Source organism: Lysobacter korlensis (assembly GCF_042434515.1).
In genome coordinates this window covers 389,098-413,399 of the sequence record NZ_JBHLTG010000003.1, presented here as the reverse complement: position 1 = coordinate 413,399, position 24,302 = coordinate 389,098, and the positions used below count along the sequence as shown (strand labels likewise).

General features: G+C 67.0%; 18 protein-coding genes. 13 read left to right on the top strand and 5 right to left on the bottom strand.

Translation table 11 applies throughout. From position 1 onward, the window contains the following. Positions 1-19: 19 nt before the first annotated feature. The 13 genes from ACFFGH_RS14925 to ACFFGH_RS14865 all read left to right on the top strand — a co-directional run bounded on the left by ACFFGH_RS14925 (position 20) and on the right by ACFFGH_RS14865 (position 18,019). Positions 20-1,306, top strand: a complete 1,287-nt coding sequence (locus ACFFGH_RS14925; protein ID WP_386669574.1) for a nucleotide sugar dehydrogenase — start codon at positions 20-22, stop codon at positions 1,304-1,306. Between the two features lie 27 nt (positions 1,307-1,333). Next, complete coding sequence (locus ACFFGH_RS14920) at positions 1,334-2,341, top strand: NAD-dependent epimerase (protein ID WP_386669572.1); 1,008 nt, start codon at positions 1,334-1,336, stop codon at positions 2,339-2,341. A gap of 88 nt (positions 2,342-2,429) precedes the next feature. Then, on the top strand, positions 2,430-3,041 hold the full coding sequence (locus ACFFGH_RS14915; protein ID WP_386669570.1) for an XrtA/PEP-CTERM system exopolysaccharide export protein: 612 nt from the start codon (positions 2,430-2,432) through the stop codon (positions 3,039-3,041). Between the two features lie 56 nt (positions 3,042-3,097). Further along, the gene (locus tag ACFFGH_RS14910; RefSeq protein ID WP_386669568.1) at positions 3,098-4,618 is read left to right on the top strand and encodes an XrtA system polysaccharide chain length determinant; all 1,521 of its coding nucleotides are present in this window, start codon (positions 3,098-3,100) and stop codon (positions 4,616-4,618) included. Positions 4,619-4,627: 9 nt separating this feature from the next. After that, positions 4,628-5,374: a P-loop NTPase family protein gene (locus tag ACFFGH_RS14905; protein WP_386669566.1), complete on the top strand. Its 747-nt coding sequence runs from the start codon at positions 4,628-4,630 to the stop codon at positions 5,372-5,374. Positions 5,375-5,383: 9 nt separating this feature from the next. Beyond that, positions 5,384-6,748 carry an outer membrane beta-barrel protein gene (locus ACFFGH_RS14900; protein ID WP_386669565.1) on the top strand — a complete coding sequence of 455 codons (1,365 nt, stop codon included), beginning with the start codon at positions 5,384-5,386 and terminating at the stop codon, positions 6,746-6,748. Between the two features lie 103 nt (positions 6,749-6,851). Then, positions 6,852-7,988, top strand: a complete 1,137-nt coding sequence (locus ACFFGH_RS14895) for a glycosyltransferase family 2 protein (protein ID WP_386669562.1) — start codon at positions 6,852-6,854, stop codon at positions 7,986-7,988. A 252-nt stretch (positions 7,989-8,240) separates the two neighbouring features. After that, positions 8,241-9,542 (top strand): glycosyltransferase, encoded by a 1,302-nt coding sequence (locus ACFFGH_RS14890; RefSeq protein WP_386669560.1) that lies wholly within the window; start codon positions 8,241-8,243, stop codon positions 9,540-9,542. Beyond that, the gene (locus ACFFGH_RS14885; protein WP_386669558.1) at positions 9,532-10,710 is read left to right on the top strand and encodes a glycosyltransferase; all 1,179 of its coding nucleotides are present in this window, start codon (positions 9,532-9,534) and stop codon (positions 10,708-10,710) included. Before ACFFGH_RS14890 ends, ACFFGH_RS14885 begins: the two co-directional genes overlap by 11 nt. A gap of 40 nt (positions 10,711-10,750) precedes the next feature. Then, the gene (locus ACFFGH_RS14880; protein WP_386669556.1) at positions 10,751-11,935 is read left to right on the top strand and encodes a glycosyltransferase family 4 protein; all 1,185 of its coding nucleotides are present in this window, start codon (positions 10,751-10,753) and stop codon (positions 11,933-11,935) included. Between the two features lies 1 nt (position 11,936). Beyond that, complete coding sequence (locus ACFFGH_RS14875) at positions 11,937-13,301, top strand: O-antigen ligase family protein (protein WP_386669554.1); 1,365 nt, start codon at positions 11,937-11,939, stop codon at positions 13,299-13,301. A gap of 8 nt (positions 13,302-13,309) precedes the next feature. Beyond that, the gene (locus tag ACFFGH_RS14870) at positions 13,310-15,091 is read left to right on the top strand and encodes a right-handed parallel beta-helix repeat-containing protein (protein ID WP_386669552.1); all 1,782 of its coding nucleotides are present in this window, start codon (positions 13,310-13,312) and stop codon (positions 15,089-15,091) included. A 348-nt stretch (positions 15,092-15,439) separates the two neighbouring features. Beyond that, positions 15,440-18,019 carry a COG1470 family protein gene (locus tag ACFFGH_RS14865; RefSeq protein WP_386669549.1) on the top strand — a complete coding sequence of 860 codons (2,580 nt, stop codon included), beginning with the start codon at positions 15,440-15,442 and terminating at the stop codon, positions 18,017-18,019. Positions 18,020-18,113: 94 nt separating this feature from the next. Here ACFFGH_RS14865 and ACFFGH_RS14860 read toward each other — a convergent pair whose 3' ends face one another. The 5 genes from ACFFGH_RS14860 to ACFFGH_RS14840 all read right to left on the bottom strand — a co-directional run bounded on the left by ACFFGH_RS14860 (position 18,114) and on the right by ACFFGH_RS14840 (position 24,296). After that, a complete protein-coding gene (locus ACFFGH_RS14860; RefSeq protein WP_386669547.1) occupies positions 18,114-19,040 on the bottom strand; it encodes an ATP-grasp fold amidoligase family protein in 927 nt (308 codons plus the stop codon). A gap of 120 nt (positions 19,041-19,160) precedes the next feature. After that, a complete protein-coding gene (locus ACFFGH_RS14855; protein WP_386669546.1) occupies positions 19,161-20,630 on the bottom strand; it encodes an oligosaccharide flippase family protein in 1,470 nt (489 codons plus the stop codon). A gap of 65 nt (positions 20,631-20,695) precedes the next feature. Beyond that, positions 20,696-22,510 carry a glucosamine inositolphosphorylceramide transferase family protein gene (locus tag ACFFGH_RS14850; RefSeq protein WP_386669544.1) on the bottom strand — a complete coding sequence of 605 codons (1,815 nt, stop codon included), beginning with the start codon at positions 22,508-22,510 and terminating at the stop codon, positions 20,696-20,698. A 20-nt stretch (positions 22,511-22,530) separates the two neighbouring features. Continuing rightward, entirely contained in the window at positions 22,531-23,397 is an 867-nt protein-coding gene (locus ACFFGH_RS14845; RefSeq protein ID WP_386669542.1) for an alpha/beta fold hydrolase, read from the bottom strand. A gap of 89 nt (positions 23,398-23,486) precedes the next feature. Continuing rightward, positions 23,487-24,296 carry an alpha/beta hydrolase family protein gene (locus ACFFGH_RS14840; protein ID WP_386669541.1) on the bottom strand — a complete coding sequence of 270 codons (810 nt, stop codon included), beginning with the start codon at positions 24,294-24,296 and terminating at the stop codon, positions 23,487-23,489. Between the last annotated feature and the right edge of the window lie 6 nt (positions 24,297-24,302).

Here is a 24,302-nt window from a genome sequence, read left to right as displayed (position 1 = left end):
GTTGGAGACTTCCGCAATCATGACAGCCCAGCTGCCATCGCAAGACCAGATCCGCATCGCCATCATCGGACTCGGCTATGTCGGCCTTCCCCTCGCGGCCGCGTTCGGCCGCCAACTGCCCACGCTGGGTTTCGATATCGACGCCGAGCGGATCGCCGAACTGCAGCGCTTCGAGGACCACACCCTCGAGGTGACGCCGGATGCGCTCCGTGAGGCCAGCCAGCTCACGTTCTCGCACGATCCCGAGGCACTGAAGCAGTGCAACGTCTTCATCGTCACCGTGCCGACACCGATCGACGAATACAAGCGCCCCGACCTGCGTCCGCTCGAATCGGCCAGCCGCACGGTCGGCCGTGCGCTCGGCAAGGGCGGCATCGCGATCTATGAGTCCACCGTTTACCCGGGTGCGACCGAAGAGGTCTGCGTGCCGATCCTCGAGCGCGAGTCGGGCCTGACGTTCAACGAGGACTTCTTCGCCGGCTACAGCCCGGAGCGCATTAACCCGGGCGACCACGAGCACCGCCTCGAGACGATCATGAAGGTCACCTCGGGTTCGACGCCGGAAGCGGCCGAGTTCGTCAATGATCTGTACGCACGCATCATCCAGGCCGGTACGCACAAGGCCTCGAGCATCCGCGTCGCCGAAGCGGCCAAGGTCATCGAGAACATCCAGCGTGACGTCAACATCGCGCTGATCAACGAGCTTGCGCTGATCTTCAACAAGCTCGACATGGACACGCATGAAGTCCTCGAGGCCGCCGGCACGAAGTGGAACTTCCTGCCGTTCCGTCCGGGCCTGGTCGGCGGCCACTGCATCGGCGTGGACCCGTACTACCTGACCCACAAGGCGCAGCAGATCGGCCACCACCCGGAGATGATCCTTGCCGGCCGCCGCATCAACGACTGCATGGGCAGCCACGTCGCACGCCGCGTCGTGCGCCTGATGGCCGGCCAGAAGCGCCCGAACGGCGCACGCGCGCTGATCCTGGGCCTGGCGTTCAAGGAAAACTGCCCGGACCTGCGCAACACCAAGGTGGTCGACATCATCGACGAGCTGCACACCTTCAATGTCGACGTCGACGTGTACGACCCGTGGGTGAGCGCGAAGCTCGCCAAGCACGAGTACGGCCTGGACCTGATCGACAAGCCCGAACAGGGCGTGTACGACGCGATCATCCTCGCCGTGCCGCATCGCAACTTCATCGAGCTCGGCGCGGAAGGCGTGCGCAAGTTCGGCACGGAGAGTGCGGTGCTGTTCGACGTCAAGCACGCACTCGCGCGCGAATCCGTCGACGGCTGTCTGTAAACCACAACACAGGAGTTTCCCCGCGCAATGCGCATTCTCGTTACCGGCGCGGCCGGCTTCATCGGATCCAAGCTCAGCGAACGCCTGCTCGAACGCGGCGACGAAGTGCTCGGCTTCGACAACGTCAATGACTACTACGATCCCCGGCTCAAGGAGGCGCGCCTGGCGCGCCTGCTGCCGCGCGAAGGCTTCCGCTTCGTGCGCGCCTCGCTGGAAGACCGCGACGCCGTGGACGCGGCGTTCGCGGACTTCAAGCCGGACCGGGTAGTCAACCTCGCCGCACAGGCGGGCGTGCGCTATTCGCTGGAAAACCCGCGTGCGTATATCGACGCGAACATCGTGGGCTTTCTGAACATCCTGGAAGCCTGCCGGCATGGCGGCATCGAGCACCTGGTGTATGCGTCGTCGAGTTCGGTATACGGCTCGAATCGCAAGCTTCCGTTCGCGGTGGAGGACAGCGTCGACCATCCGGTCAGCCTGTACGCCGCGAGCAAGAAGTCGAACGAGCTGATGGCGCATACGTACAGCCACCTGTTCGGTCTGCCGACCACCGGCCTGCGCTTTTTCACGGTCTACGGACCGTGGGGGCGGCCGGACATGGCGCTGTTCCTGTTTACGCGCAACATCCTGGAAGGCAAGCCGATCGACGTGTTCAACCACGGCCGGCACTCGCGTGACTTCACCTACGTCGATGACATCGTCGAAGGCGTGATCCGCACGCTGGACCGCGTGCCGGGTCCCGACCCCGACTTCGATCCATTGGCGCCTACACCCGCCACCTCGGCCGCTCCGTACCGCGTCTACAACATCGGTAACAACCAGCCGGTGGAGCTGTTGCGCTACATCGAGGTGCTGGAAGAGGCGCTGGGTCGCAAGGCGCAGCTCAATCTTCTGCCGCTGCAGCCGGGCGATGTGCCGGACACCGCGGCGGACGTCGTAGCCCTGCAACGCGACACCGGTTACTCGCCGTCGACGCCGATCGAGACCGGTATTGGCCGCTTTGTCGAGTGGTATCGCGATTTCTATAACGTTTGAGTTAACGGCAGGCTCGGCCGGTGGCCGCCCGTGAACAGGGTCCGCGTTCGTAGTACCGACACCCCAATGTCGGATAGGACCCTCCCCCATGAAACGCTCCGGCCTTCTCGCTCTCTCGCTCTCGCTCCTCGTTTCCGCATGCGCCACCACCTCCGGTGACATGTCGCCGCCCCCGGCGGCGACCATCTCGCCCGAGGCCTACCAGATCGGCGTCGACGACGTAGTCCAGGTCTCGGTGTGGCGCAACCCCGACCTCAGCACCACCGCTCCGGTCCGCCCGGACGGCATGATCTCGGTGCCGCTGGTCGGTGATGTCCAGGCCGGCGGCCGTTCGCCGTCCGAAGTCGCCGACGACATCGAAAAGAAGCTCGGCACCTTCGTCGTCGACCCGCAGGTCGCCGTGATCCTGACCGAACTCAACAGCCACGAGTACCTGTCGCGCGTTCGCGTCACCGGTGCAGTGCGCACCCCGGTTTCGATCCCGTACCGCCAGGGCATGACCGTGCTCGACGCCGTGCTCGCCGCCGGCGGCCCGACCGAGTTCGCTGCCGCTGACCGCGCCAGCCTGCACCGCAAGAACGGCAAGGACACGGGTACCTACTCGGTCCGTCTCGACAGCGTGCTCAACCAGGGCGACCTGGTCTCGAACTACAAGGTCGCACCCGGCGACGTGATCGTCGTCCCCGAACGCACCCTCTGAGCGCAGGCATGACCGTGAATACCCAACTCGTCGAATGGAGAGCACCGGAGAGCCGCATGCCGGCTGCCGTTGCGATGCTTCCCGTAGCCGCCAAGGAGGCCAAGCGTCGATCCGTTTGGCTTGCCGCGGTGTTCGCTGCGATTGCTCTGATCGTGCTGGCCATCGGCCTCAGCACGCCCAAGACGTTCACCTCCTCGACCACGCTGCTGGTCGAGGAGGCGAACATCATCGAACCACTGCTCAAGGGCCGCACTACGCCGACCAACATGGTCGACCGTGCTGCGGTGGCCCGCGAGGTCGCGTTCAGCAACGGCGTCATGAACGAGATCCTCAAGGCCGGCGGCTGGCTCAAGGACAACCCGGATCCGAAGGAGCGGGCACAGCTGATCGAGCAGATCACCTCGAGCACCGAGATCAGCAATCCGCGTGAGAACCTCAAGCTCGTCAAGATCAGCTACAGCGATACCGACCCGCAGCGGGCACAGCTGATCACCGACAAGTTCGCGGACCTGATCATCCAGGAAAGCCATCGCGCCAAGGCACGTGAGAGTCAGTCCGCGTTCCGCTTCCTCGATTCGCAGGTAGCCGACTACCACAAGCGCCTGACCGCGGCCGAGAACAAGCTTGCGGCGTACCGCAAGGAGCATCCGGAAGTGATGCTGGGCGACCAGGAAGACGTCACGCAGCGCATCAGCCAGCTCCAGTTGGAGATGGACCGCGCCACGATGGACCTCGCCGACCAGAGCTCGCGGGCCGGCGTCTGGAACTCGCACCTGGCACAGGAAAGCCGCATGGCGGTGACCCAGGCGCGTCCGAACCAGCTGCGCGGCCGCCTGATGGAACTGCAGGCCGAGCGTGACAAGCTGGCCGGCACGGTGACCGACCGCCACCCGGACATGGTTCGCGTCCAGAACCAGATCAACGACCTGCAGCGCCAGATGCGCAGCGGCGCCGGCAGCGCCCCGGTGGGTTCGTCCGCCGCGATCGCCTCCAGCCCGGAGCTCAGCGGCGTCCGCAACCAGGCCGCCGAGGCCCGCAGCATGAGCACGGCGTCGGCTTCGCGCGTCGCAGCCGGTCGCAACCTCATCGCCCAGGAACTGGCGCGCCTGCAGAAGGTCGCGGCACTGGGCGGCGAGCTGGCCGACCTGACCCGCAACTACGAGCTCAACCGCACGCTGTACCAGGACCTGCTGGAGCGCCGTGAGAACGCCCGCCTGGCGATGAACCTGGACGAGCAGCGCGGCGGCCTGAACTTCCGTGTGCAGGAGCCGGCCAACCTGCCAATGAAGGCCGGCGGCATGAGCCTGACCCAGTTCGCTTCGGGCGGCCTGCTGCTCGCGGTACTGATCCCGGCGCTTCTGCTCTTCGGCTGGGTGCGCTTCGACCCGCGCGTCCGCTCCGCGTCGCAGATTGAACAGCTGTCCGGCCTGCCCGTTCTCGGCTCCATCCCGGCCGGTGCTGCTGCTGCCGGTCCGCGTCACGGCGGCGGTGCCCGCTCCCGGCAGAAGTCCAAGTTGGCATTCGCGCTGGTCCTCGTGGTGCCGATCGCCTACGCCCTTGCCATGATTCTTCGATAGGCCGCGAACATGACCAGCCCCGATACCCTTTCGAAAACCGAAGACCGCCTGGTCGAGCACTACACCGCTGATCGCCCGATCGTGCAGGTGCAGGAAACCACCGCGCTGACGCCGGCGCAGATGCGCGAGTACTCGATCATCACGCCCGAAGCGATGGGCCAGCCGATGGTCGACGCGTTCCGCGACATCCGCACCCGCCTGCTCGCGGCTGCGGGCGACCAGAACATCGTGACGCTGGTCGTCCCGGTCAGCCCCGGCAGCGGCGGCAGCTTCGTGGCGCGCAACCTGGCGGCGGCGGTGGCGTTCGACGAGTCCAAGAGCGCCGTGCTCGTGGACTGCGACCTTCGCCAACCCAGCCAGCACACGACGATGCACGTGGACGCCAAGAACGGCGGCCTGCTCAGCTACCTCGAAAACCCCGCGACGCTGGTCTCGGACATCCTCTACGAAACCGGCGTGCCACGCCTGCGGCTGATCCCGGCCGGTGGCACCCCGTCCCGGCACGGCGAGTACTTCTCCTCGTTCCGGATGAGGCTGCTGATCGACTCGCTGCGCAGCCGCTATCCGGACCGTTATCTGTTCCTCGACGGCCCGCCGGTGCGCGGCGCTCCGGACGCACGCATCCTGTCCGAGATCGCCGACGTGATCGTGCTGGTTGCCGGCTATGGCCGCGACACTGCCGACGATATCGCCCGGGCCGCAGCGAACTTCGACCCGAACAAGTTCGCAGGTGTCGTCTTCAACGAAGACGTTTGAGGTGACCGAATGAAAAAGCAGGAGATCGCGCAAGGCCGGCAGCGTTATGCCGGCCTGGCGAAAACCACGCTGTGCCTCGCATTGGCCACGGTCGTGCCTGGCAACTCGATTGCGTTCGACATCGACTACGAAGCCGGGGTCGCCGCACAGCACAGCGACAACATCGCCCGGCGCGACCAGGGCGAGATCAGCGACACCGTCGTCGCGCCTCGCCTGTGGTTCAGCGCGGTGCAGACCGGTAGCCGCGTCCGCCTCGCCGCGCAGGGTAACGTCGAGTACCGCCACTACATCGACGATACGTTCGACGACCAGCTGCGGGGCCGCTTCAACGGCCGACTCGACTGGAGCGTGATTCCCCAGCGCCTGGACTTCATTGTCCAGGACTCGCTGAGCCTGCTTCCGGTCAACCAGTTCGCCGCATTCACCCCGGCGAACGAGCAGCAGGTCAACGTCTTCGTCGCCGGTCCGACGCTGTATGCACGGTTCACCCCGGTGACGCGTGGCCAGCTCGACCTGCGTTTCATCGACAGCTACGCCGAGGAAACGCCGGAGTTCGACAGCCAGCGCTACAGCAGTGCCGTGCGCGTGCTGCACGAGCTGAGCCCGCGGTCGAACGTGTCGTTGAACGCCGAAGCGCTCGACGTCGATTTCGACATGCCCAACCGTGCGTCGGACTACCGTCGCTATGACGGCTACGCCTCGCTGACCGCCGAGCGGCGCCGCTTCGATGTGCAGCTCGATCTGGGTTATTCGAAGCTGGAAATGCAGCGCGACATGCTGGGCGGGCCGGGGTTCGACGAGTCCTACCCGCTCGGCCGCATCACGCTGGACTGGCGGGCGACGCCGCGCAGCGTGTTCGGCATCACCGTGCGCCACCAGCTCAGCGACGCTGCTGATTACCTCATCAACACGCGTGACCTCGATTTCGGACTCGACCGGCGGGCGCGGGAGTTCAACGATTTCCGCGCGAGCGATTCGATCGTCGAGCCGAACGTGTTCCGCGAGCGCCTGGTGCGCGGCCGCTACGCGTACGACGGCGAACGGCTGGACCTGCGCGTCGCACCGTTCAGCCGCCGCATGCAATACGTCGAAGGCTTCGTCGAGGACCAGGAACGCAGCGGCGTGATCGCCGACCTCGATTTCCGCCTCAAGCCGCGCACGACGCTGACGGTCTACGGCGCGAACTCGCGTCGCGAGTATCAGATCAGCCGCCGCATGGACGAGGACTGGACGGCGGGCGTGGGCGTCAGCCACCGCTTCACCCGCAAGTGGACGGGACGGGTCGACCTCGAGCATCGCACCCGCGAAAGCACCGAGCTCGGCCGCAGCTACGACGAGAACGCAGTGATGGTGAGCCTGAGTTACCGCCGCTGACCGGCGGGCGGCCGTCTTGCCGCCCCGCCACCGTTTTGAAGTGGGTGACGGCGCCTTCGCCTGTTCGCCGCCGCATCCATGCAAGCAATGAGGTTTTTCACCGATGCTCGAGAGCGTGCTCTGGGGTTCACTGGCGATTCTTGCCTATATCTACGTCGGCTATCCCCTGCTGGCCCTGCTGGTCGGCAAGCTGTTCGGGCGACCGGTGGACCAGGGCGGCTGGACGCCATCGATCACCCTGATCATCACGGCGTACAACGAGGAAAAGCAGATCGCGGACAAGCTCCGCAATGTGTTGGAACTCGACTACCCGCCTGACCAGCTCGACGTCATCGTCGCGTCCGACGGGTCGAGCGACGACACCGACCGCATCGTGCGCGAGTACGCCGCGCCGAACGTACGCCTTCTGCGGGTCGAAGGCCGCGTCGGCAAGACCGGGACCCAGAACGCCGCGGCCGCTGCAGCGACCGGTGACATCCTCGTCTTCACCGACGCGACGACGATCATCGGCCCGAACACGCTGCGCGCGATTGCCCGCAACTTCCACGATCCCGAAGTGGGCGCGGTCGCAGGCCGCCTGACCTATGTCGCCAAGCAGGAAGACGCGACCGGCCAGGGCGGCACCTCGTACTGGGGCTATGAAATCGCGCTGCGCATGGCAGAGAGCCAGCTCGGCTCGCTGATCGGCGTCAGCGGCTGCCTGTACGGCGTTCGCCGCAGCGCGTATCGCCCGATCTCGCCGGATCTGATCAGCGACTTCGTGATCGCGATGGTGATTCGCGAGCAGGGCCTGCGCACCGTGCTGGAACCGGCGGCGATCTGCTGGGAAGACACGCTCGACCGGCCGGACCAGGAGCTGTCGATGCGTGTGCGCGTGACGCTGCGAAGCCTCGTGGCGCTTGCCACGCAGCGGCGCTTCCTCAACCCGCTGCGGTTCGGCACGTTCGCGTGGCAGCTCTGGTCGCACAAACTGCTTCGCTACCTGTCGCCGATCTTCTGCACGGCCGCGCTGGTCTCGAACCTCGTACTCGCGGCACAGGGTCGCTACATATGGCTGCTTGCGCTGCAGCTGATCGCGATCACCGCAGGCATGCTCGGCTTCCTTCAGCCGCGCATGCTCGGAAGCTCCCGCCTGCTTGCGCAGCCGTATTACTTCCTGCTGACCAACCTCGCGTCGGCGATCAGCATCGTCCGCTTCCTGCGCGGCGAGAAGGTCGTCACCTGGACGCCGATCCGCTGAGCCACGCCTGGGCGTATCGGTTCCGCTCCGAAGAGGCCCCGCACACGCGGGGCCTCTTCGCATCAGCCTGATCGCAACATCACTGCCTATCGCCCGGCGGCGTCGTGAACGCGGCGTCATCGTGAGCTGAATCCGCGCAAACGCCGCCATTTTTGTGCCGAATCGCGCGTGGCCTCGTAACCATGCGTTGGCCGTTTCAGAAGACGGGCGTTCAAGAACTTTCGAAGGACGCGTCCCTACCTGATGACCACGATGAATGCCAGAGTCAAGCTGTCCTCCGCCGACACGCCTTACGCAGCGCCACTGAAGCCGGTAGCGCGCGGCGTGCAGCCCTCCCCCCGTCGCGTGCTCTACATCGTCTCGGCGTTTCCCTGCTGGTCCGAGACGTTCATCGTGCGCGAGATCCGCACGCTGATTGAAGACGGCGTCGATGTGCGCATCCTGTCGCTCAAGCGGCCGCCCGAAGGGCTGGTGCAGACCGATGCCGCCGCCCTGCTCGACCGCGTGCGTTCGCCGCAGCCTGCGGCCGTGGCGGGCCGGCGCGTGCTGGCCGAGTTCCTCGCCCAGCCGCTGCAGGTGCTCGGCTGCGCCGCGAAGATCGTCGGCGGCACCTGGCGCGAGCCGGTGGCGATGCTGAAGTCGCTCGCGGCGTTTGCACGCGGCCTCGAGCACGTCAGCTGGCTGCGGACGTTCGATCCCGAGCTGATCCATGCGCACTGGGCGACGTATCCGTCGACGGTCGCCTGGGCGCTGGGCCGGATCCTCCGCCGGCCGTTCGGGTTCACGTCCCACGCGCACGACATCTTCGTCAACCGCCACATGCTGCTTCGCAAGCTCGAGGACTCGGCGCTGGCGATCACGATCTCGCAGCACAACGTCGAGTGGTTCGATCGCCACGTCTCGCCGAGCGCGAACGACAAGCTGCAGGTCGTGCACTGCGGCGTCGACCTGAACCACATCGAGTTCAAGCCCGACGGACGCAGCGACGACCTCATCGTGGCAACCGGCCGCCTGCACCCGATCAAGGGCTTCGACACGCTGATCCGCGCGCTCGACATCGTGAAGCGCAGCGGCACGCCGTTCCGCTGCCGGATCATCGGTGACGGCCCGCTGCGCGAGGAATTCGAAACGCTGATCCGCTCGCTCGACCTGCAGGATCACGTCGAGCTGGCCGGCGCACAGCCGCAGGAATCGGTGCGTGCCTCGCTCGACGAAGCGGCAGTATTCGCGCTGCCGAGCCAGATTGCCGAAGACGGCGGCCGCGATGGCATCCCGGTCGCGTTGATGGAAGCGATGGCTTCCGGCTGCGCGGTGGTGAGCTGTGTCACCTCGGGTATCCCCGAGCTGATCGCCAACGGCGAAAGCGGCCTGCTGGTCCCCGAGCGGGATCCCGCCGCGCTCGCAGCCGCACTGCAGCGCCTGCTCGGCGATCGCGCCCTGCGCGCACGTTTTTCAACCGCGGCCCGCCAGCGCGTCGAACAGCAGTTCGATGCGCGCAAAGAGGCCCGCAAGCTCCACCGACTCATGACGAAGGTTGCCGCTGATGTCGCCTAAACGCCTGCTCGTAATCATCGATGAAATGGAAGTGGGCGGAAGCCAGCGCCAGATCGTGCACCTGCTCACCGGGCTGGACCGGGAGCGCTGGCAGCCCGAGCTGCTGTACTTCCGCAATCACTCGTTCCTGATCGAACGCCTCAAGGACGCCGGTATTCCGGTGCACCTGGTGCCCAAGCGTGGTCGCCTCGACTGGCGCTTCCTCCGCGATTTCGCCGGCGTCCTGCGTCGCGGCGACTACGACCTGATCCATGCGTTCTCGCTGACCGCGGAGCTGTGGGCCGTCGTCGCGAAGATGATTGCCGGCACCGACGCCCCGCTGATCGCGTCCGAACGAAACCAGCAGGTCAAGAAGCCGAAGTGGTACTGGCCGATCAAGCGCTTCGTGCTGACGCGCAGCGCCGGCGTGATTGCGAACTCCGAAGCGGGCGCGCACACGACCGCGAAGTACACGGGTCTGGAGCGCGCGTTCTTCGACACGATTCCGAACGGCGTGCAGATTCCGCCGGAAGCCGTGCCCGCCGAGCGCGAGCGCGTGCGTGCCGAGCTGGGCGTGCCGGACGGCCGGATGCTGTGCCTGTTCGTCGGGCGGCTGGTGCCGCAGAAGAACCTCGACTGCCTGGTTGCGGCACTGGCGCAACTCGAGCCGGCGCGCCGCCCCTGGGTCGCACTGGCCGGCGACGGCCCGCTGCGCGAACACGTGGCCAACCTCGCCCGCTCGCTGGGCGTAGCCGGCGACGTGCACTTCCTCGGTGAACGCAGCGACGCCACGCGTCTGATGCAGGCCGCCGACTTCCTCGTGCTTCCGTCGCACTTCGAAGGCCTTTCGAACTCGCTGCTCGAATCGATGGCCGCCGGTTGCCCGGTGATCGCGTCAGCCGTTGGCGGCACGCCGGAGCTGATCGAGCACGGCAAGACCGGCATGCTGTTCCCGTCCGACGACGCGCCGGCGCTGGCCGCACGCATTGCCGAGCTGAGCGCCAGCGCCGAGCGCCGCGCCCAGCTGTCGCAGGCGGCCCGCGACTACGTCAGCCGCACCTACGGCATCCCGGCGCTGGTTGCTGCGACGACTGCGGTGTACGAGCGCTGCATGCAGCGCAACGGCGCGCGCCCGGACCGCTCCCCCGCGCGGCTGGTGTCGCAGACCGCGGAGGACAGCCGCTCATGACGACGCGCAGGCACGAATGCGCAGCGATGGAGGATGCACGATGAGTGGCGATCGCCGTTTGCACGTGCTGATGCTGCTCGACAGCAGCTACCCGCCGCTGCAGGGCGGCGGCACGGAGATGCAGGTGCGCACGCTTGCACGCGGGCTGCGTCGCCGTGGCCACCGCGTCACCGTATTCGCGCCCGTCATTCCGCCCGCCGGCGACCGCATGGTCGCGCGCGTGGATGGCGTCCCCGCGTTCCGGCTGCCGTTTCCGAACTGGCGCTTCCTCGGCGGCGTATGGCTGATGGTGCGGCTGTTCCTGTTCCTGTACTCGCGCCGCGATCGCTACGACGTGTGGCATGTGCACTCTCCGCGCCGGCTCGGCGCGGTGGCCGCCCTGCTCGGCAGCCGGCTGCCCAAGCCCCAGGTCGTGGTCAAGGTGGCAAGCGCGACCGAGCTGGTGACCGGCACGCTGTCGCCCAAGCCGAACTGGATCGGCCGCTTCCAGTACTTCTGCCTTAAGCGCGCAAACGCATGGCAGGCGATCAGCCAGCGCATCGCGCACGGCATCGCGGCTCGCGGCATTCCGGGTGAACGCATCGCCGCGGTTCCGAACGCGGTCGACGTTCGTCGGTTCCGGCCTGCGGTGCAGCAGGCGCCGGGACCGGTGCGATTCCTGTTCATCGGTCGCCTGATCCGCGCGAAAAACCTGTTCCGCCTGCTCGAGGCGTTTGCCGAGCTGCTGCGCACGCACCCACAGGCGCACCTGCGCATCGTCGGCGGCGGTCCGCAGGAGGCCGCACTCAAGCAGCACGCCGCGAAGCTGGCGCTGGGCTCGAGTGTCGAGTTCACCGGCCACCGCAGCGACGTTGAGACGCTGCTGTCGGAAGCCGACGTCGGCGTACTGCCGTCCGAGGTCGAAGGCCTGTCGAACACCCTGCTCGAGTGCATGGCCAGTGGCCTGCCGATGGTCGCCAGCCGCATCAGCGGCAGCGAGGACCTGGTGCGCCCCGGCGTCAACGGCTGGCTGTTCGAACCGCAGGACGTCCAGGGCTTGGCGCAGTGCCTGCGCGAGGCGGCCGAGATGTCGCCCGAGCAGCGCCACGAGCTCGGCGCACAGGCGCGCCTGATGATCGAGAACTACGCAAGCCTCGACAGCGTGCTCGACCGCATCCTCACCCTGTATCGCGGAAAGCCATTGCCGATCCGCACCGCAGCCGCCGCCGTAAGCGAAGGGGCCTGACGTGCTTTACCTGCTGCTTGCACTTTCGATCATCCTGCTGCCGAACGCACTGCACGTGTCGTTCGACGCGGGCGTTCCCGGCCTGAACTTCAGCAACCTGCTGTTCATCGTGCTGCTGGTCGTGCTGATGTTCAGCAACGGCAACAGCGGACAGGTGCCGCGGCAGAAGTCACAGCTGACCGGACCGCTGATCGCGTTCTTCGTGATGCTGGTGATCGGCTTCCTGATTGCCGGACCCAGCGAGCTGTCGGACTCGATGACCGACATCACGCGCGTAAAGAACGCAATCTTCTATCCGCTGCTGTATTTCGTGTTCCGCCACTGCAAGCAGGACCTTGATCGCACGCGCCAGCTGATTTTGCTCACCCTGTTCATCGCCTCGGTGGCCGCTGTCGAGGCGGTCTACCAGGGCGTGCAGTTCGGCCTTGGGGAGTACGTGGAGGAGCAGCGCGCGACCGGCCCGTTCGGCGACACGAACATGGCCAACCGCGCCGGCGTCTTCTTCGCGATGTTCCTGCCGATGCTCGCGGCGCTGGCGGTATTCGACAAGCGCAAGATCGTGCGAGTCGTCGCCGTGATCGGCTGCGTGGCGCTTGCGGCCGCGATCCTGTTTACCTACTCCCGCCAGTCCTACCTGATTGCCCTGCTCGGCCTGCTGATCCTGCTCATGCATCGCAGCATGGCGGCCGCCGTGCTCGCCTCGGTGCTGCTCGTGGCCACGGTGAGCTACCTGCCGACCAGCGTGCTCGAACGCGTGGAACAGACGCGCCGGGTGGATGCGACCGGCGAGATTACGGTCGATAACAGCACCGCGAGCCGTCTCGAGCTGTGGGAAGGCGGCTACAAGATGTGGCAGGACAACCCTGCGGGCGTGGGCCTTGGCCGCTTCCCGACGTACATCGGCAAGTACTCCGAGTACGAGGGGCGCGACGCGCATAACGCATTCGTGCTGGTGTTCGCCGAACTCGGCCTGCTGGGCCTGATGGCGATGCTGTGGCTGTTCTGGCGGATGTGGAAGATCTCGCGGATGGTCCGTAGCGTCAGCCCGCCGGCCGACGCCGAGGGCTACTCGCTGGCGCTGGGTTTCCGCATCACCGTCTTCGCCGTCGCGCTCAGCAACGTCTACGGAAGCGCGTTCTTCGAAGGCCTGATCATGGCCAGCTTCTGGATGCTTTGCGGCCTGATGGAGCGCTACGCCGTGCTGAAGGCGGCCCGGTCCGCCGTGCGTGCTCCCGCGCCGACCGGTCCGCTGTGGCCGATGACGCGCATCGCCGACCGCTTCCCGCTGACGGCACGCACGATGCCGGGCCTCGGTGTCGCACGCTCGATGCCGCGTCTCGGCGGCCCGCGTTCGGCACAGGGCTGAGGCTGCGCATGATCGGCTCGCGCTTCAGGCACTGGTCGCTGCTTCGCCCGCTCAGGGGCGGGCAGTCCGCACGGCGGGTGGACTGCTCGCCGTCACCGGTCTGGGAGGTGGGCGCGCTGATCGCGCTCGCCAGCCTGGGCGCGTGCGCGGCGGAGTTGATGCCGATCGGCGAGACACAGGATGCGGTCGATACCTCCGCACCGGCAGTGGAGCAGACCCAGGCGTTTGCCGCGCAGGCCGAGCCGATGCTCACCGCGACGTCGTTCGTGGCACAGACCGGCGCCGGCGCCGCAAGCCGAGCGACCATAGGAACGACCTACTACGTGCGCACCGACGGCGGCGACGCCGGGCAGTGCGATGGCCGCGCCGACAAGGCCTACCCCGGACGGGGACGCGACCACGCCTGCGCCTGGAGCCATCCGTTCGTTGCGCTGCCGCCCGGTGGAAAGCCACGTATCGATGGTGGCGACACGCTGATCATCGGCGGCGGCAGCTACATGATGGGCCAGGGCGCGCCGGGTACGGATGCGTGCATCGGTGCGAACTGCCACATGCCCCCGATTCCGAGCGGGCCTTCCGCATCGCAGCGCACGCGCATCACCGGCAAGGCCGGTACGCGGCCAACGCTGTGGGGCACGGAAGGCACGCGTCGCGTGCTCGACCTCGATGGCAGTTCGAACGTTGAAGTCGGGCATCTGGAGATCACCGACCGCAGCGACTGTGTGGCATCGCATGGCGACCCCAAGGCGGCATGCCGTGGCGACGCGCCGCATGGGCAATGGGCGCGCACCGGCATCTACGCACGCGGCTCGCGCAATGTGCGTTTGCATGACCTGGACGTGCATGGGCTCGCGCATACTGGCATCAACGCCGGCGACCTGCGCGACTGGACCGTCGAGCGCGTGCGCATCAATGCAAACGGCCGTGCAGGCTGGGATGGCAACGTCGGCAAGGACAAGAGTTCCAATGCCGGGCGCATCGTGCTGCGCGATGTCGAGATCGGCTGGAACGGCTGCGGCGAACGCTGGCGCAGCGGCGAGCCCTGGGCGTGCTGGGCGCAGAAGACCGGCGGCTACGGCGACGGGCTGGGCACGCAGTACACCGGCGGCCAGTGGCTGTTCGAGGACGTGTTCGTGCATCACAACACGTCCGATGGCCTGGACCTGCGCTACATGGACGGCGCCGATTCGACGAACGTAACGATCCGTCGCCTCTATGCCATCGCGAATGCAGGCAACCAGCTCAAGGTGCGCGGCAATGCGACCGTCGAGGACTCGGTGCTTGTCGGTCGTTGCGGCTTCTTCAAGGAGCGGCGTGACCACATGATCGACGGCGACCACTGCCGTGCCGGCGGAAACACGCTCCAACTCGTACTCACGCCGTCGGACATGGTGCTGGTGCGCAACAGCACGATCACCGGCGAAGGCGGCGCGCTGATCGGTGCGAACGAAGGCGACGAATCAGCCCGGATTCGCCTCCAGAACAACGTGCTGGTGGGCTCACCGACGTTCCGCAAGCCGGGTGTTCCCAGCGCCGCGTACTACGCAAACAAGGCACCTGCTGACGTCAGCTGGGCGGACAACGTGGTCTGGAAGGTCAAGGGCATTGACTGCCCGGGCAACAGCATCTGCGATCGCGATCCGAAGCTGACCAACCCGTCGCTGTCGATCTTCGATGCGACCCCGCGGGCCGACAGCCCGTTTGCCGACAAGGCCGGCGCCCCTGGCCGCGTCGTGCGAAGCCTGCAGCAGAAGCTGCGATCACCTCGTCCTGCTGCTGGCGGACGCTGACGGCCTTACGTCTCCGCTGCCGGACATCGCGCAGCGGGTGTCAAAAAGCGGCAGATAGCGCCGCAAGCAACCGCGATTTGGCGATGTTACGTCGCATCAAACGCGCAGGCCCGAAAATTCCGAGTGCTGCGTCACGCATCGCGTGCGACGTGCATCAAACGGGATTTCCGTTGTGCCTACGTTTTCTTTGACGGGTGCCGCCTTTTAGGTGCGGGTAATCATCACGCGCCCTTCATATGTGAGCCAACACACAAAAGACCCCCATATCGCCTCCCTAGAGTTCGCCCCATCGGGAGGGCAGCAATCCAGCGCTCTCCCAGCGACCAACACTCCTGGGGGAGCTTCTCGATGTCCTTTCTGCACCGCAACACCCTTCTCTCGTTCCTGCTGATTCCGCTGGGTCTTGCTGCCGCGGGCGCTGCCCAGGCTGCCACCACCTACTACGTCCGCGCCGATGGCGGTGATGCAAACCAGTGCAACGGCCGCGGCGACGCGCCGTACTCGGGCAGCGGCACCGGCCAGGCCTGCGCGTGGAAGCATCCGTTCTTCGCGCTGCCGCCGGGCGGCACCCCGCGCATCGCCGGCGGCGACACGCTGATCATCGGCGGCGGCAGCTACATGATGGGCCAGGGCGCCCCGGGTTCCGGCAGCTGCGGCGGCTCGAGCTGCTACATGGCGCCGATCCCCTCGGGCCCGTCGGCCACGAGCAAGACCCGTATCCTCGGCCAGGCCGGCACCACGCCGGTGCTGTGGGGCGCAGTCAACACCAGCCGCATCATCAATCTGCAGGACCGCTCGAACATCGAAGTCGGCAACCTGGAGATCACCGACCGCAGCGACTGCGTGTATTCGCACTCGCAGGCCGTCGCGAACTGCAGCCTCGGCATGAACTATGCGCGCGTCGGCGTCTACGCGAGCAAGTCCAGCAACGTCTGGCTGCATGACATGAACATCCATGGCCTCGCGCACATGGGCATGAATACCGGCGCGCTCAGCAACTGGCTGATCGAGCGCGTGCGCATCAACAAGAACGGCCGCGCCGGCTGGGACGGCAGCGTCGGCGGCGACCTGAGCTCGAACTCCGGCTCGATGGTGCTGCGTAACGTCGAAGTGTCGTGGAACGGCTGCGGCGAGCGCTGGCAGACCGGCGAGACCTGGGCTTGCTGGGCGCAGCAGACGGGCGGCTACGGCGACGGCATCGGTACGTACTACACCGGCGGCCAGTGGCTGATCGAAGACAGCTTCATCCACCACAACACCTCCGACGGCCTGGACCTGCGCTACATGGACGGCGCCGACACCACGACGGTGACGGTGCGCCGCCTATACGCGGTCGGCAATGCCGGCAACCAGGCCAAGATCCGCGGCAACTCGCTGGTCGAGAACTCCGTGCTGGTCAGCAACTGCGCGTTCTTCCGCGGCAAGTTCTACATGGTTGAAGAAGACAACTGCCGCGCCGCGGGCAACACGCTGCAGTACGTGCCCACCTCCGGTGACACGATCGTCGCGCGTCACAACACGATCACCGGCGAAGGCGGCGTGCTGATCGGCGCCAACGAAGGTGACAGCACCAACAAGATCAGCATCGAGAACAACGTGCTGATCGGCTTCCCGCGCTGGGACAACGCCGCGATGCAGAGCTCGGCGTACTACGCGAACAACTCCCTGGCGCAGGTCAGCTGGGCCGGCAACCTTCTGTGGAAGGTCAAGAACGACACCTGCCCGACCGGCAGCATCTGCGGCCAGGACCCGAAGCTTGCGAACATGACGCTCGCCGCGTTCGACGCGACGCCGCTCACCGACAGCCCGGTGGTCGACAAGGTCGGCCAGCTGCTCGACCTCGCCACCGACTTCCTGATGCAGCCGCGTCCGGCAGGCCTCAAGAGCGACGTGGGTGCATATGAAGTGCAGCCGGTCGTCCTGCCGCCGCCCCCGCCGCCGCCGGTCTGCACCCGCGCAGCCCCGACGCTGACGGTCGCCGGCCCGACGGTGGAAGTCGTTCCCGGCACCACCAACACCTACACCCTGTCGCTGACCAATAACGACAGCCCCGAGTGCGCCAACGCCGGCTTCGCCCTGGCCCGTACGGTTCCGACCGGCTGGACCGGCACGCTCAGCGCCACCAACGTGACGCTGGCCCCGGGTGCGAGCACGAGCGCCACGCTGGCCGTCACTTCGGCGGGCACCGCCACGGCCGGCAACTACGGCATCGGCGTCGGCATGAGCAGCGCGGAAGGCAGCGTCCACACCGCCAGCGCATCGGCAACGTACGCGGTCAAGGTGATCGAGAAGATCGTCGCCACGATGACCACCTCGGCCACCACCAACAAGACCACCTACACGGCGGGCGAGACGGTGACGATGACCTCGCGGGTCCTGGTCGATGGCAAGCCGATCAAGGGTGCGAGCGTGAAGTTCGATGCGCTCAAGCCGAATGGCGTGAACCACATCATCCTCAACGCGACCACCGACATCTACGGCTACGCGAAGACCTCGTTCAAGTCCGGCACCGGTGACAGCTCGATCGGCACCTACAAGCTCCGCGTCGACGCCGCCAGCGGCACGCTCACGGCCACCGCCAACACCTCGTTCGCCGTCAACAGCCCGACCACGAAGACCACGACCGGCCTGACGGGTTCGGTCAGCACCAGCCAGAGCACGTACACCGCGGGTTCGACGGTCTACATGACCTCGCGAGTGCTCAAGAACGGTGTCGCGGTCTCGAATGCACGGGTGCAGTTCACCGCGCTCAAGCCGAACGGTATCAACACGATCATCACCACCGCTTACACGAACAGCACCGGCTACGCGAAGTCCTCGTTTGCCACCGGCACCGGCCCGAGCTCGATCGGCACCTACAAGCTGAGCATCGAAGCCACGAGCGGCACGCTCAAGACCACCGCCGCCACCACGTTCGCGGTCAAGTAATCACGGAAGGGGCTGCGTACCCCGACCTGCTCCAGCGGTACCTACCGGCCGGCATCGACTCACTTCGATGCCGGCCGGACTTTTGAAGGCGGTTTCAGGCCCTGACCTGAAGCCGCCTTTCTTCTTCTGCGGCGACCTCGCGCGGCGTCGGGTCCACCTGCCAGTAGCGCCCGAAGATCTCGTCGTAATCCACCGGGTCGAACGTGGTCAGGCCCGAGCCCGGAGCCAGCGTCAGCTCGCCGAAATAGATCTGCTCGCCGTCAATCTCGAACAGGTCGACGCGGATGAAATCGAACTCGCGCCCCAGCGTTTCGGAGATCTCGATCATCTCGGCCAGCCGCTTCGGCGGTGGCGGGATGTGCTCGGGGATCGCATTGCCGAGCGGGATCAGCTGCCAGTTGCGGTCGAACATCGCGCGCTTGTGGTTGCCGAAGCGGTCGATATGCATCTGGATGGTTCTGACCTTGCCGTCGTACACGAAGAACTTGTAGTCGGCCGGCACGTTGCCCTGGTCGTCCACAAGGGACTTCTCGACCAGCACGCGCTTGGGGATCAGCCCGTACCAAGGCTCGCCGGTCCAGCGCGCGAAGTCGAAGTCGAGGTCGCGACGGATGCGCCGGATGAACGCCTCGCGGTCGCGGATGTGGGCCTCGGACGGGAAGTACACGCCGCCGCTGCGGTTCGCGCACTTGATGACCTGGCCGGGCTGGATCACCAGGTTATCCAGCTCCTGGTAGTCGTACACGCCCAGCGCCGGCACCAGGTACTGCTCGCCGATGCGCTGCGCGACCCAGTCACGCACGGCGACCTTGTCGGCGATGACCGGAAACCTCGGGTCGTGCCCGTGGACGAGCTTGCGGGCGAAGATCTTCTCGGTGAGCGTGCGCGGCGCATGCAGCCGCGGCCAACGCCCGTGCTTGAGCAGGTAACGGGTTTTCTCGACGATCGGCACACCGATCAGCTTGCGCATGACGAACTGGGCGCGTACGTAGACCAGATGTACCGGGCGGGGAAGTGGCATTGTCGGAAGTGTCCAGCTCTGCAGCGATCTAAAGAGGATGAGAGTCAGGGGCTCATGGCGGCGTGCAGACCGTACGCTTGCCCCGGCACCTGAATTGACGCAATAACGAGGGGCTGGCGGTCACACACCGCCGCGCCTGAACTTGGGCAGCACCGCGCGCAGGCGGGCGTCCAGCAGCCAAACGGGCAACGCGTACAGCAGCAGGAACAGCCCGCCGCCAGCAAACACGCGGGCCCAGGCGTTCCCGATGCCGAACAGGTCGGTGCCCTCGATGACCGCCAGCAGCACCGCGGCCGAGCCGAGCGCGATCGTGACCGTGCGCGCGTCCGGCAGACGCAGCAGGCCCCGCGGGCACCAGAAGAAGTTGGCCGACCACAGCGCGGCGTAGCTGATGACCGTCGCGTAGGCGGCGCCCATGTAGCCGTATTTCGGGATCAGGATCAGGTTGGTGCCGATGCTGATCGCGGTTGCGCCGGCGGTGATCAGCAGCACGGTCTTCGAGCGCTTCTTGAGCAGCAGCCCGTAGCCGGCGATGTCGAACATCGGGTACAGCGCCATGACCGTGCCGACGATCATGAACACGCGTCCCGACTCGGCCTTGTCAGCGCCGGCGAGCGCGACGATGGCCTCCTGGCCGATCGCGAGCACCATGACGGCAATGCCAATCGAGGCGTAGACGATCGGCAGCAACATGCGCGCCTTCAGATCGCGCACCGCGTCCTCGCCCTCGGTGCCGTAGACGCGGTTGGCGACCGGCACGAATGCTTCGGACAGCGCGGCGTTCATGAACAGGTTGATCTGCTGGGCCAGCGCATAGCCGACGGTGTAGATACCGACAGCGGCGAAGTCACCCGTGAGTTCCTTGATCAGGATGCGGTCCGACGCGACCAGCGCCATCGCCGCGAACTCGTTGATCATCAGCGGCAGGCCGTAGCCGAGCGCCGTGGCCATCGCGGCCAGGTCGATCGCCTTGCGCGAGAACCTCAGGTTCCGCACCGACCAGTAGATGAAGTACGCGAGCAGCACCGCGCCGGCGACCATCCGGCCCTGGAAGACCGCCAGCGCGCTGCGTTCGATCAGAATCACGAACGCGATGACCAGCGACAGTTCCAGGTAGCGGCCGGCGACGCGGGTGACCATCACCAGGCCGGAGCGTTCGCTCGCTCGCACGACCATCTGCACGAAGCTGCCCATCACCAGCACGGGCGTGAGCAGCACGACCGCCCAGAACACCGATGAGAAACTGCCCTGCCCGCTCCACTCCCAGGCCAGCAGTCCGAGTGCGACCGTCGCCCACAGGGTGAACGACAGCGCCATCGGCAGCACGACGAGGTTGGTGCTGAAGTGCGTGTACGACTGCGCGTCGTGGTCGTGCGGATAGAACCGCATGATCGCGTGCTGGCCGCCCAGCTTGGCGAGCGCGATCGCGATCAGGACCCAGGTATTGAAGTACCCCATGATGCCGTACTGGGTGTTGTCCAGCAGACGGGTCAGGATGGGGAACGACACGAAGCCCGCGATCATCACGAGCAGGCTGCCGAGCGAATAACGCAGGTAATGCGCGCCCACGCCCGGGCGGCGCGCCTTCACAGGCCGCGCTCCGGGCGGGGGGGCCTGGCCTTCTACAGGGGCCAGAGCATCCCGTTCATGGGTGTTCATTGCTGAGGCGAGTCCCGCCCTGGTGTTGCGCTGGGTGCGCGGCTGACTGGCGCGACGGGTACCGGCACGGCGCTGGCGCTACCTGCCATTGCCTCGGCGACGGGGTTACCGCTGATACGCAGCGCGGCCGGCGGCTCGATGGGCTCGAGGCTGGGGGTACCCGGATCGGGATAGCCGCGCGCGTCGATGACCTCCAGCGTTTCGCTGGCGCTGTAGGTGTGGCAGGCGACGAGTTTCGCGGCCCAGTCGGGTGACAGGCGGGAGAGCGGACGCTCTTCGTAATGGGTCGGGCTCAAGGAGAGGACTTCGTTGAAGACCAAAGCGGAACCATAGTTTGCAGCGCAGTCCTGTGCAGGCCGGATGAGCTTGCCGTCCCGCCTGAACAGGCGCCCGCCCGGCCGGGCCCGGCGCACGTCGCTGACGACCGGATTCGCGGGATGTGGCCGGTACGGCCCGGTCAGCGATTTGGAAACGAACACGAACAATTCGTCCCAGGTGCCGTTGCCGTCCTCGGACACTGTGGCGAAGAGATACCAGTGCCCGTCCTGGAAATGCAGCGTCGGGTCCGCACAGACGCGGCCGGTAACCAGATCGCAGACGCGCTCCCACCCGAGCGGGAAGTCGGTTGCGCGGTACAGGCTGACGCGGCGCAACTGGGACGATTCCACCGTCATGTACCACTGCCCGTCGGACTCGAAGACCTGCGGGTAGGACACGTGGGCGGATTCCTCCAGCGCGATGCCCAGGCGTTTGGCGGTGCCGTCGATCAGCTCCACGCAGGCGATCACGCCCTTGTGGTCGGGCCACATTTCCTCGACGAAGATGAGCTGCCGGCCGTCGGTCTCGACCGCGCAGGGGTCGGCCCAGTAGTTCGCCTCGCGCGACTGAACGATCGCGTCCGGTACGACGCGTGGCGCCGATGGATCGATCGACTGTTTCGAACCGCACAGCACCAGGTGCCAGGGCACGACCTTGCGTCCCTTCTGGAACTGCCACTGCACCGCCGTACTCATCGTGCTCGCGAAGGCCACTGCACTTGCGCCTACCGGCAGCGGCCGGGCGGTGGCCTGCCTCAGCAGCGCGGTGCGGTTCGGCGGTACGAACTCGTCGGCCGCGAGCCGGTGCATCATCCTCATCAGCAGCAGCGGCAGCCTGCGGAACACCGTGTCGCGCTGCGCTCCGAACGATCCGTGACGCGTCGCTCCGATGGTGCGCGCCTGGCCCCAGGGCGCAAGCGGAGCGCCATCGAGCTCCACCGCGAACTCCGTGGAGGTGCTGCCTTCGACCAGCGGCCGCAGCAGCGAGACACCGGCCCAGTCGGCATCGACCAGGCCTGCATCGATGTCCCAGCATCCCAGGCTTGCGCAATCGGCCAGCGCCTGCGACCACGACCTCGGTCCGAGCGACAGCACGAGGCTGGGCTGCAGTTCGCGTACGCGTTCCTTGAGCTCCGCGGTCGCAGCGTCGCCGGCCACCGGGGTTGCCAGCGTCAGGCAATCGCGCGCGCGCAGCGGCACCGGCCGCAGCATCGCGTTCGCTCCGCGGCGCCGCGCACGGTCGAACGCGAGAAACATCCGCACGTCCGGTGCCGGCGGCGCGGCCTTGGGCAGCGACGCGCCGGAGACAGGCAGGATCGAAACCGCAAGCCAGCTGGTGTCGGCCGCCAGCTGGAGAAACCTCGAAAGCCATACCGGGATGTGGCCCGGGGTGACCAGCACGACGCGCAGCGGCCGCGTGAGATTGGGGGGCATCGCGTACAGCGGCGACGCAATCGTCGAAGCGGTCGAACGGGAAGTGGAACGTCGGGTCACGGAGCACTCCAGGCTCATGTTCATCCTCCGGCCCCGCTGCCAAGCCCGAGCAACCAGGCTTTCACCTGGTCGATCAAGCGGTCGCGATGGGCTCGTGCGTAGAACGTGTGGTCGCAGTCGGGCCAGTACAGCGCCTCGACGCAGGGGTCCGATGCGGGCGTGCCGAACGCCCAACGGAACTGGCGAAGGTGCAGGAAGCGGTCGGTGTAACCGCCGGTGTAGATCCACAGCATCCGCGTGCGGCGTGCGACCAGTTTCGCGAACTGGGCTTTCGCCTCTTCGTGGGTCGGCCAGTCGCGGAAGTCCGCCGACCCCATGCCGTTACCGTCACCGCCCCGGCCCGGTGGCCGCGCGTCACGCAGCATGCGTCGCCACTCGGTCGGGACCCGGCGGAGGCGATCCAGCCAGCGCGCGTACGAGAACCACGGCCCGGTGAAGGCGATGCCGTCCAGCAGCAGAAGCGCCGAGACGCGCTCGTCCGCCATCGCGGTGTTCCAGCCGATGTCGGCAGCGCTGCAGATGCCGCCGACAGCGAACTTCGAAACACCATGCTGCTTCTGCAGCAGATCCATCGCGGCGATCGTCGCGGCGCGCGCATCGAAGCCGGTGACGCGCGGCGCCTCGCCGACGCCCGGCGCATCGAACCGGAACGTGCGCAGCCCGGCTGCGGCCAGCCGTTCGCCGAGTTCGACGTGCAGCCGGAACGGACCCGAGCGCGGCTGCAGCCCTGCACTCGGCAGCAGCAGAACCGGCGCGTTGGAAGCCGCGGGCGACCCGGTGAGGATGCCGACGAAGCGTTCGTCCGGCCCGAAGCGCAGGATGCGCCGGGTGGCGATTGCGGCGCCGGCAACGAGTGCGTCGCTGGTCGCACCGGCCGCAGCGCTCACGCGCGACGCTGCCGTCGGGGCGGCACCCTGCGGACCGGCCTGCCCGGTGTCAACCAACCTCGCGCCCCCCGGGGACATATCGTTCGGGCTCATGCGGCCACCCGCTCGGAGTCACGCAGCGCGTGGCCGATCTCGTTGACCACGCCCTCGAGCGTCGGCGACAGGAACAGCGCGGCCTCCATGCTGGCACCGCCTGCGAACGTCGGCGCGCCGGCCGGCAGTGCCCAGTTGCGCGCGACTTCGATCGGCAGCGTGGTGGCCTCGCGCGTCACTGCCCAAGCCTCGATGCCGTGCGGAACCGGTCCCTGCAGCGACGTCGCCGACAACTCGCGTCGTAGCGCGCGGGATGCGGCGAAGCCCATGAGCTGACCGTCGTCGGCATCGGCCGTGCGCGGTACGCCCGGGCGTGGCCGCGGACGCGCTGCGCGTTCGCCGGCATCCTGCCGCTCCAACTCGGACAGCCAGCCCATGCCATCGGTGATCGGCTCCCACAGCACGAGCCGGTCGACATGTGCGGCGCCCTGCAGCCAGGTCAGCGCCGGCAAAGCTGCGCCGCGCCAGGCCATCAGTGCGACGCGCTCCACTGCGGCGCGGCTCTTCAGCGCGGCGACCGCGCGGGTGAGATCGGCGTGCATCGCAGCAAAGTCCACGTCGTCTCCGCGCCCGAAGGAATCACCGGTCCCGCGGAAGTCGAAGCGCAGGCACGGCAGGCCGAGCGCTGCGAACGCGCTTGCGGTCTCGGTAATGAAGCGCCTGCTGCGGGGCTGCTCGTGCAGCAACGGCGGCACGCACAGCACGCCGGTTGCGCCGAAGGGCCGGGTGTCTGGCATGTGCAGCGCTGCATACAGGCTGCGCGAGCCTTCCCCGATCCAGAACGGTTCGAACGTGCCGATGCTCATGCAAGA

Excerpts from the sequence above, each read along its gene's own strand:
- ACFFGH_RS14925 (WP_386669574.1), top strand. The coding sequence starts at position 20 with ATGACAGCCCAGCTGCCATCGCAAGACCAGATCCGCATCGCCATCATC.
- ACFFGH_RS14920 (WP_386669572.1), top strand. The coding sequence starts at position 1,334 with ATGCGCATTCTCGTTACCGGCGCGGCCGGCTTCATCGGATCCAAGCTC.
- ACFFGH_RS14915 (WP_386669570.1), top strand. The coding sequence starts at position 2,430 with ATGAAACGCTCCGGCCTTCTCGCTCTCTCGCTCTCGCTCCTCGTTTCC.
- ACFFGH_RS14910 (WP_386669568.1), top strand. The coding sequence starts at position 3,098 with ATGCCGGCTGCCGTTGCGATGCTTCCCGTAGCCGCCAAGGAGGCCAAG.
- ACFFGH_RS14905 (WP_386669566.1), top strand. The coding sequence starts at position 4,628 with ATGACCAGCCCCGATACCCTTTCGAAAACCGAAGACCGCCTGGTCGAG.
- ACFFGH_RS14900 (WP_386669565.1), top strand. The coding sequence starts at position 5,384 with ATGAAAAAGCAGGAGATCGCGCAAGGCCGGCAGCGTTATGCCGGCCTG.
- ACFFGH_RS14895 (WP_386669562.1), top strand. The coding sequence starts at position 6,852 with ATGCTCGAGAGCGTGCTCTGGGGTTCACTGGCGATTCTTGCCTATATC.
- ACFFGH_RS14890 (WP_386669560.1), top strand. The coding sequence starts at position 8,241 with ATGAATGCCAGAGTCAAGCTGTCCTCCGCCGACACGCCTTACGCAGCG.
- ACFFGH_RS14885 (WP_386669558.1), top strand. The coding sequence starts at position 9,532 with ATGTCGCCTAAACGCCTGCTCGTAATCATCGATGAAATGGAAGTGGGC.
- ACFFGH_RS14880 (WP_386669556.1), top strand. The coding sequence starts at position 10,751 with ATGAGTGGCGATCGCCGTTTGCACGTGCTGATGCTGCTCGACAGCAGC.
- ACFFGH_RS14870 (WP_386669552.1), top strand. The coding sequence starts at position 13,310 with ATGATCGGCTCGCGCTTCAGGCACTGGTCGCTGCTTCGCCCGCTCAGG.
- ACFFGH_RS14865 (WP_386669549.1), top strand. The coding sequence starts at position 15,440 with ATGTCCTTTCTGCACCGCAACACCCTTCTCTCGTTCCTGCTGATTCCG.
- ACFFGH_RS14860 (WP_386669547.1), bottom strand. The coding sequence starts at position 19,040 with ATGCCACTTCCCCGCCCGGTACATCTGGTCTACGTACGCGCCCAGTTC.
- ACFFGH_RS14840 (WP_386669541.1), bottom strand. The coding sequence starts at position 24,296 with ATGAGCATCGGCACGTTCGAACCGTTCTGGATCGGGGAAGGCTCGCGC.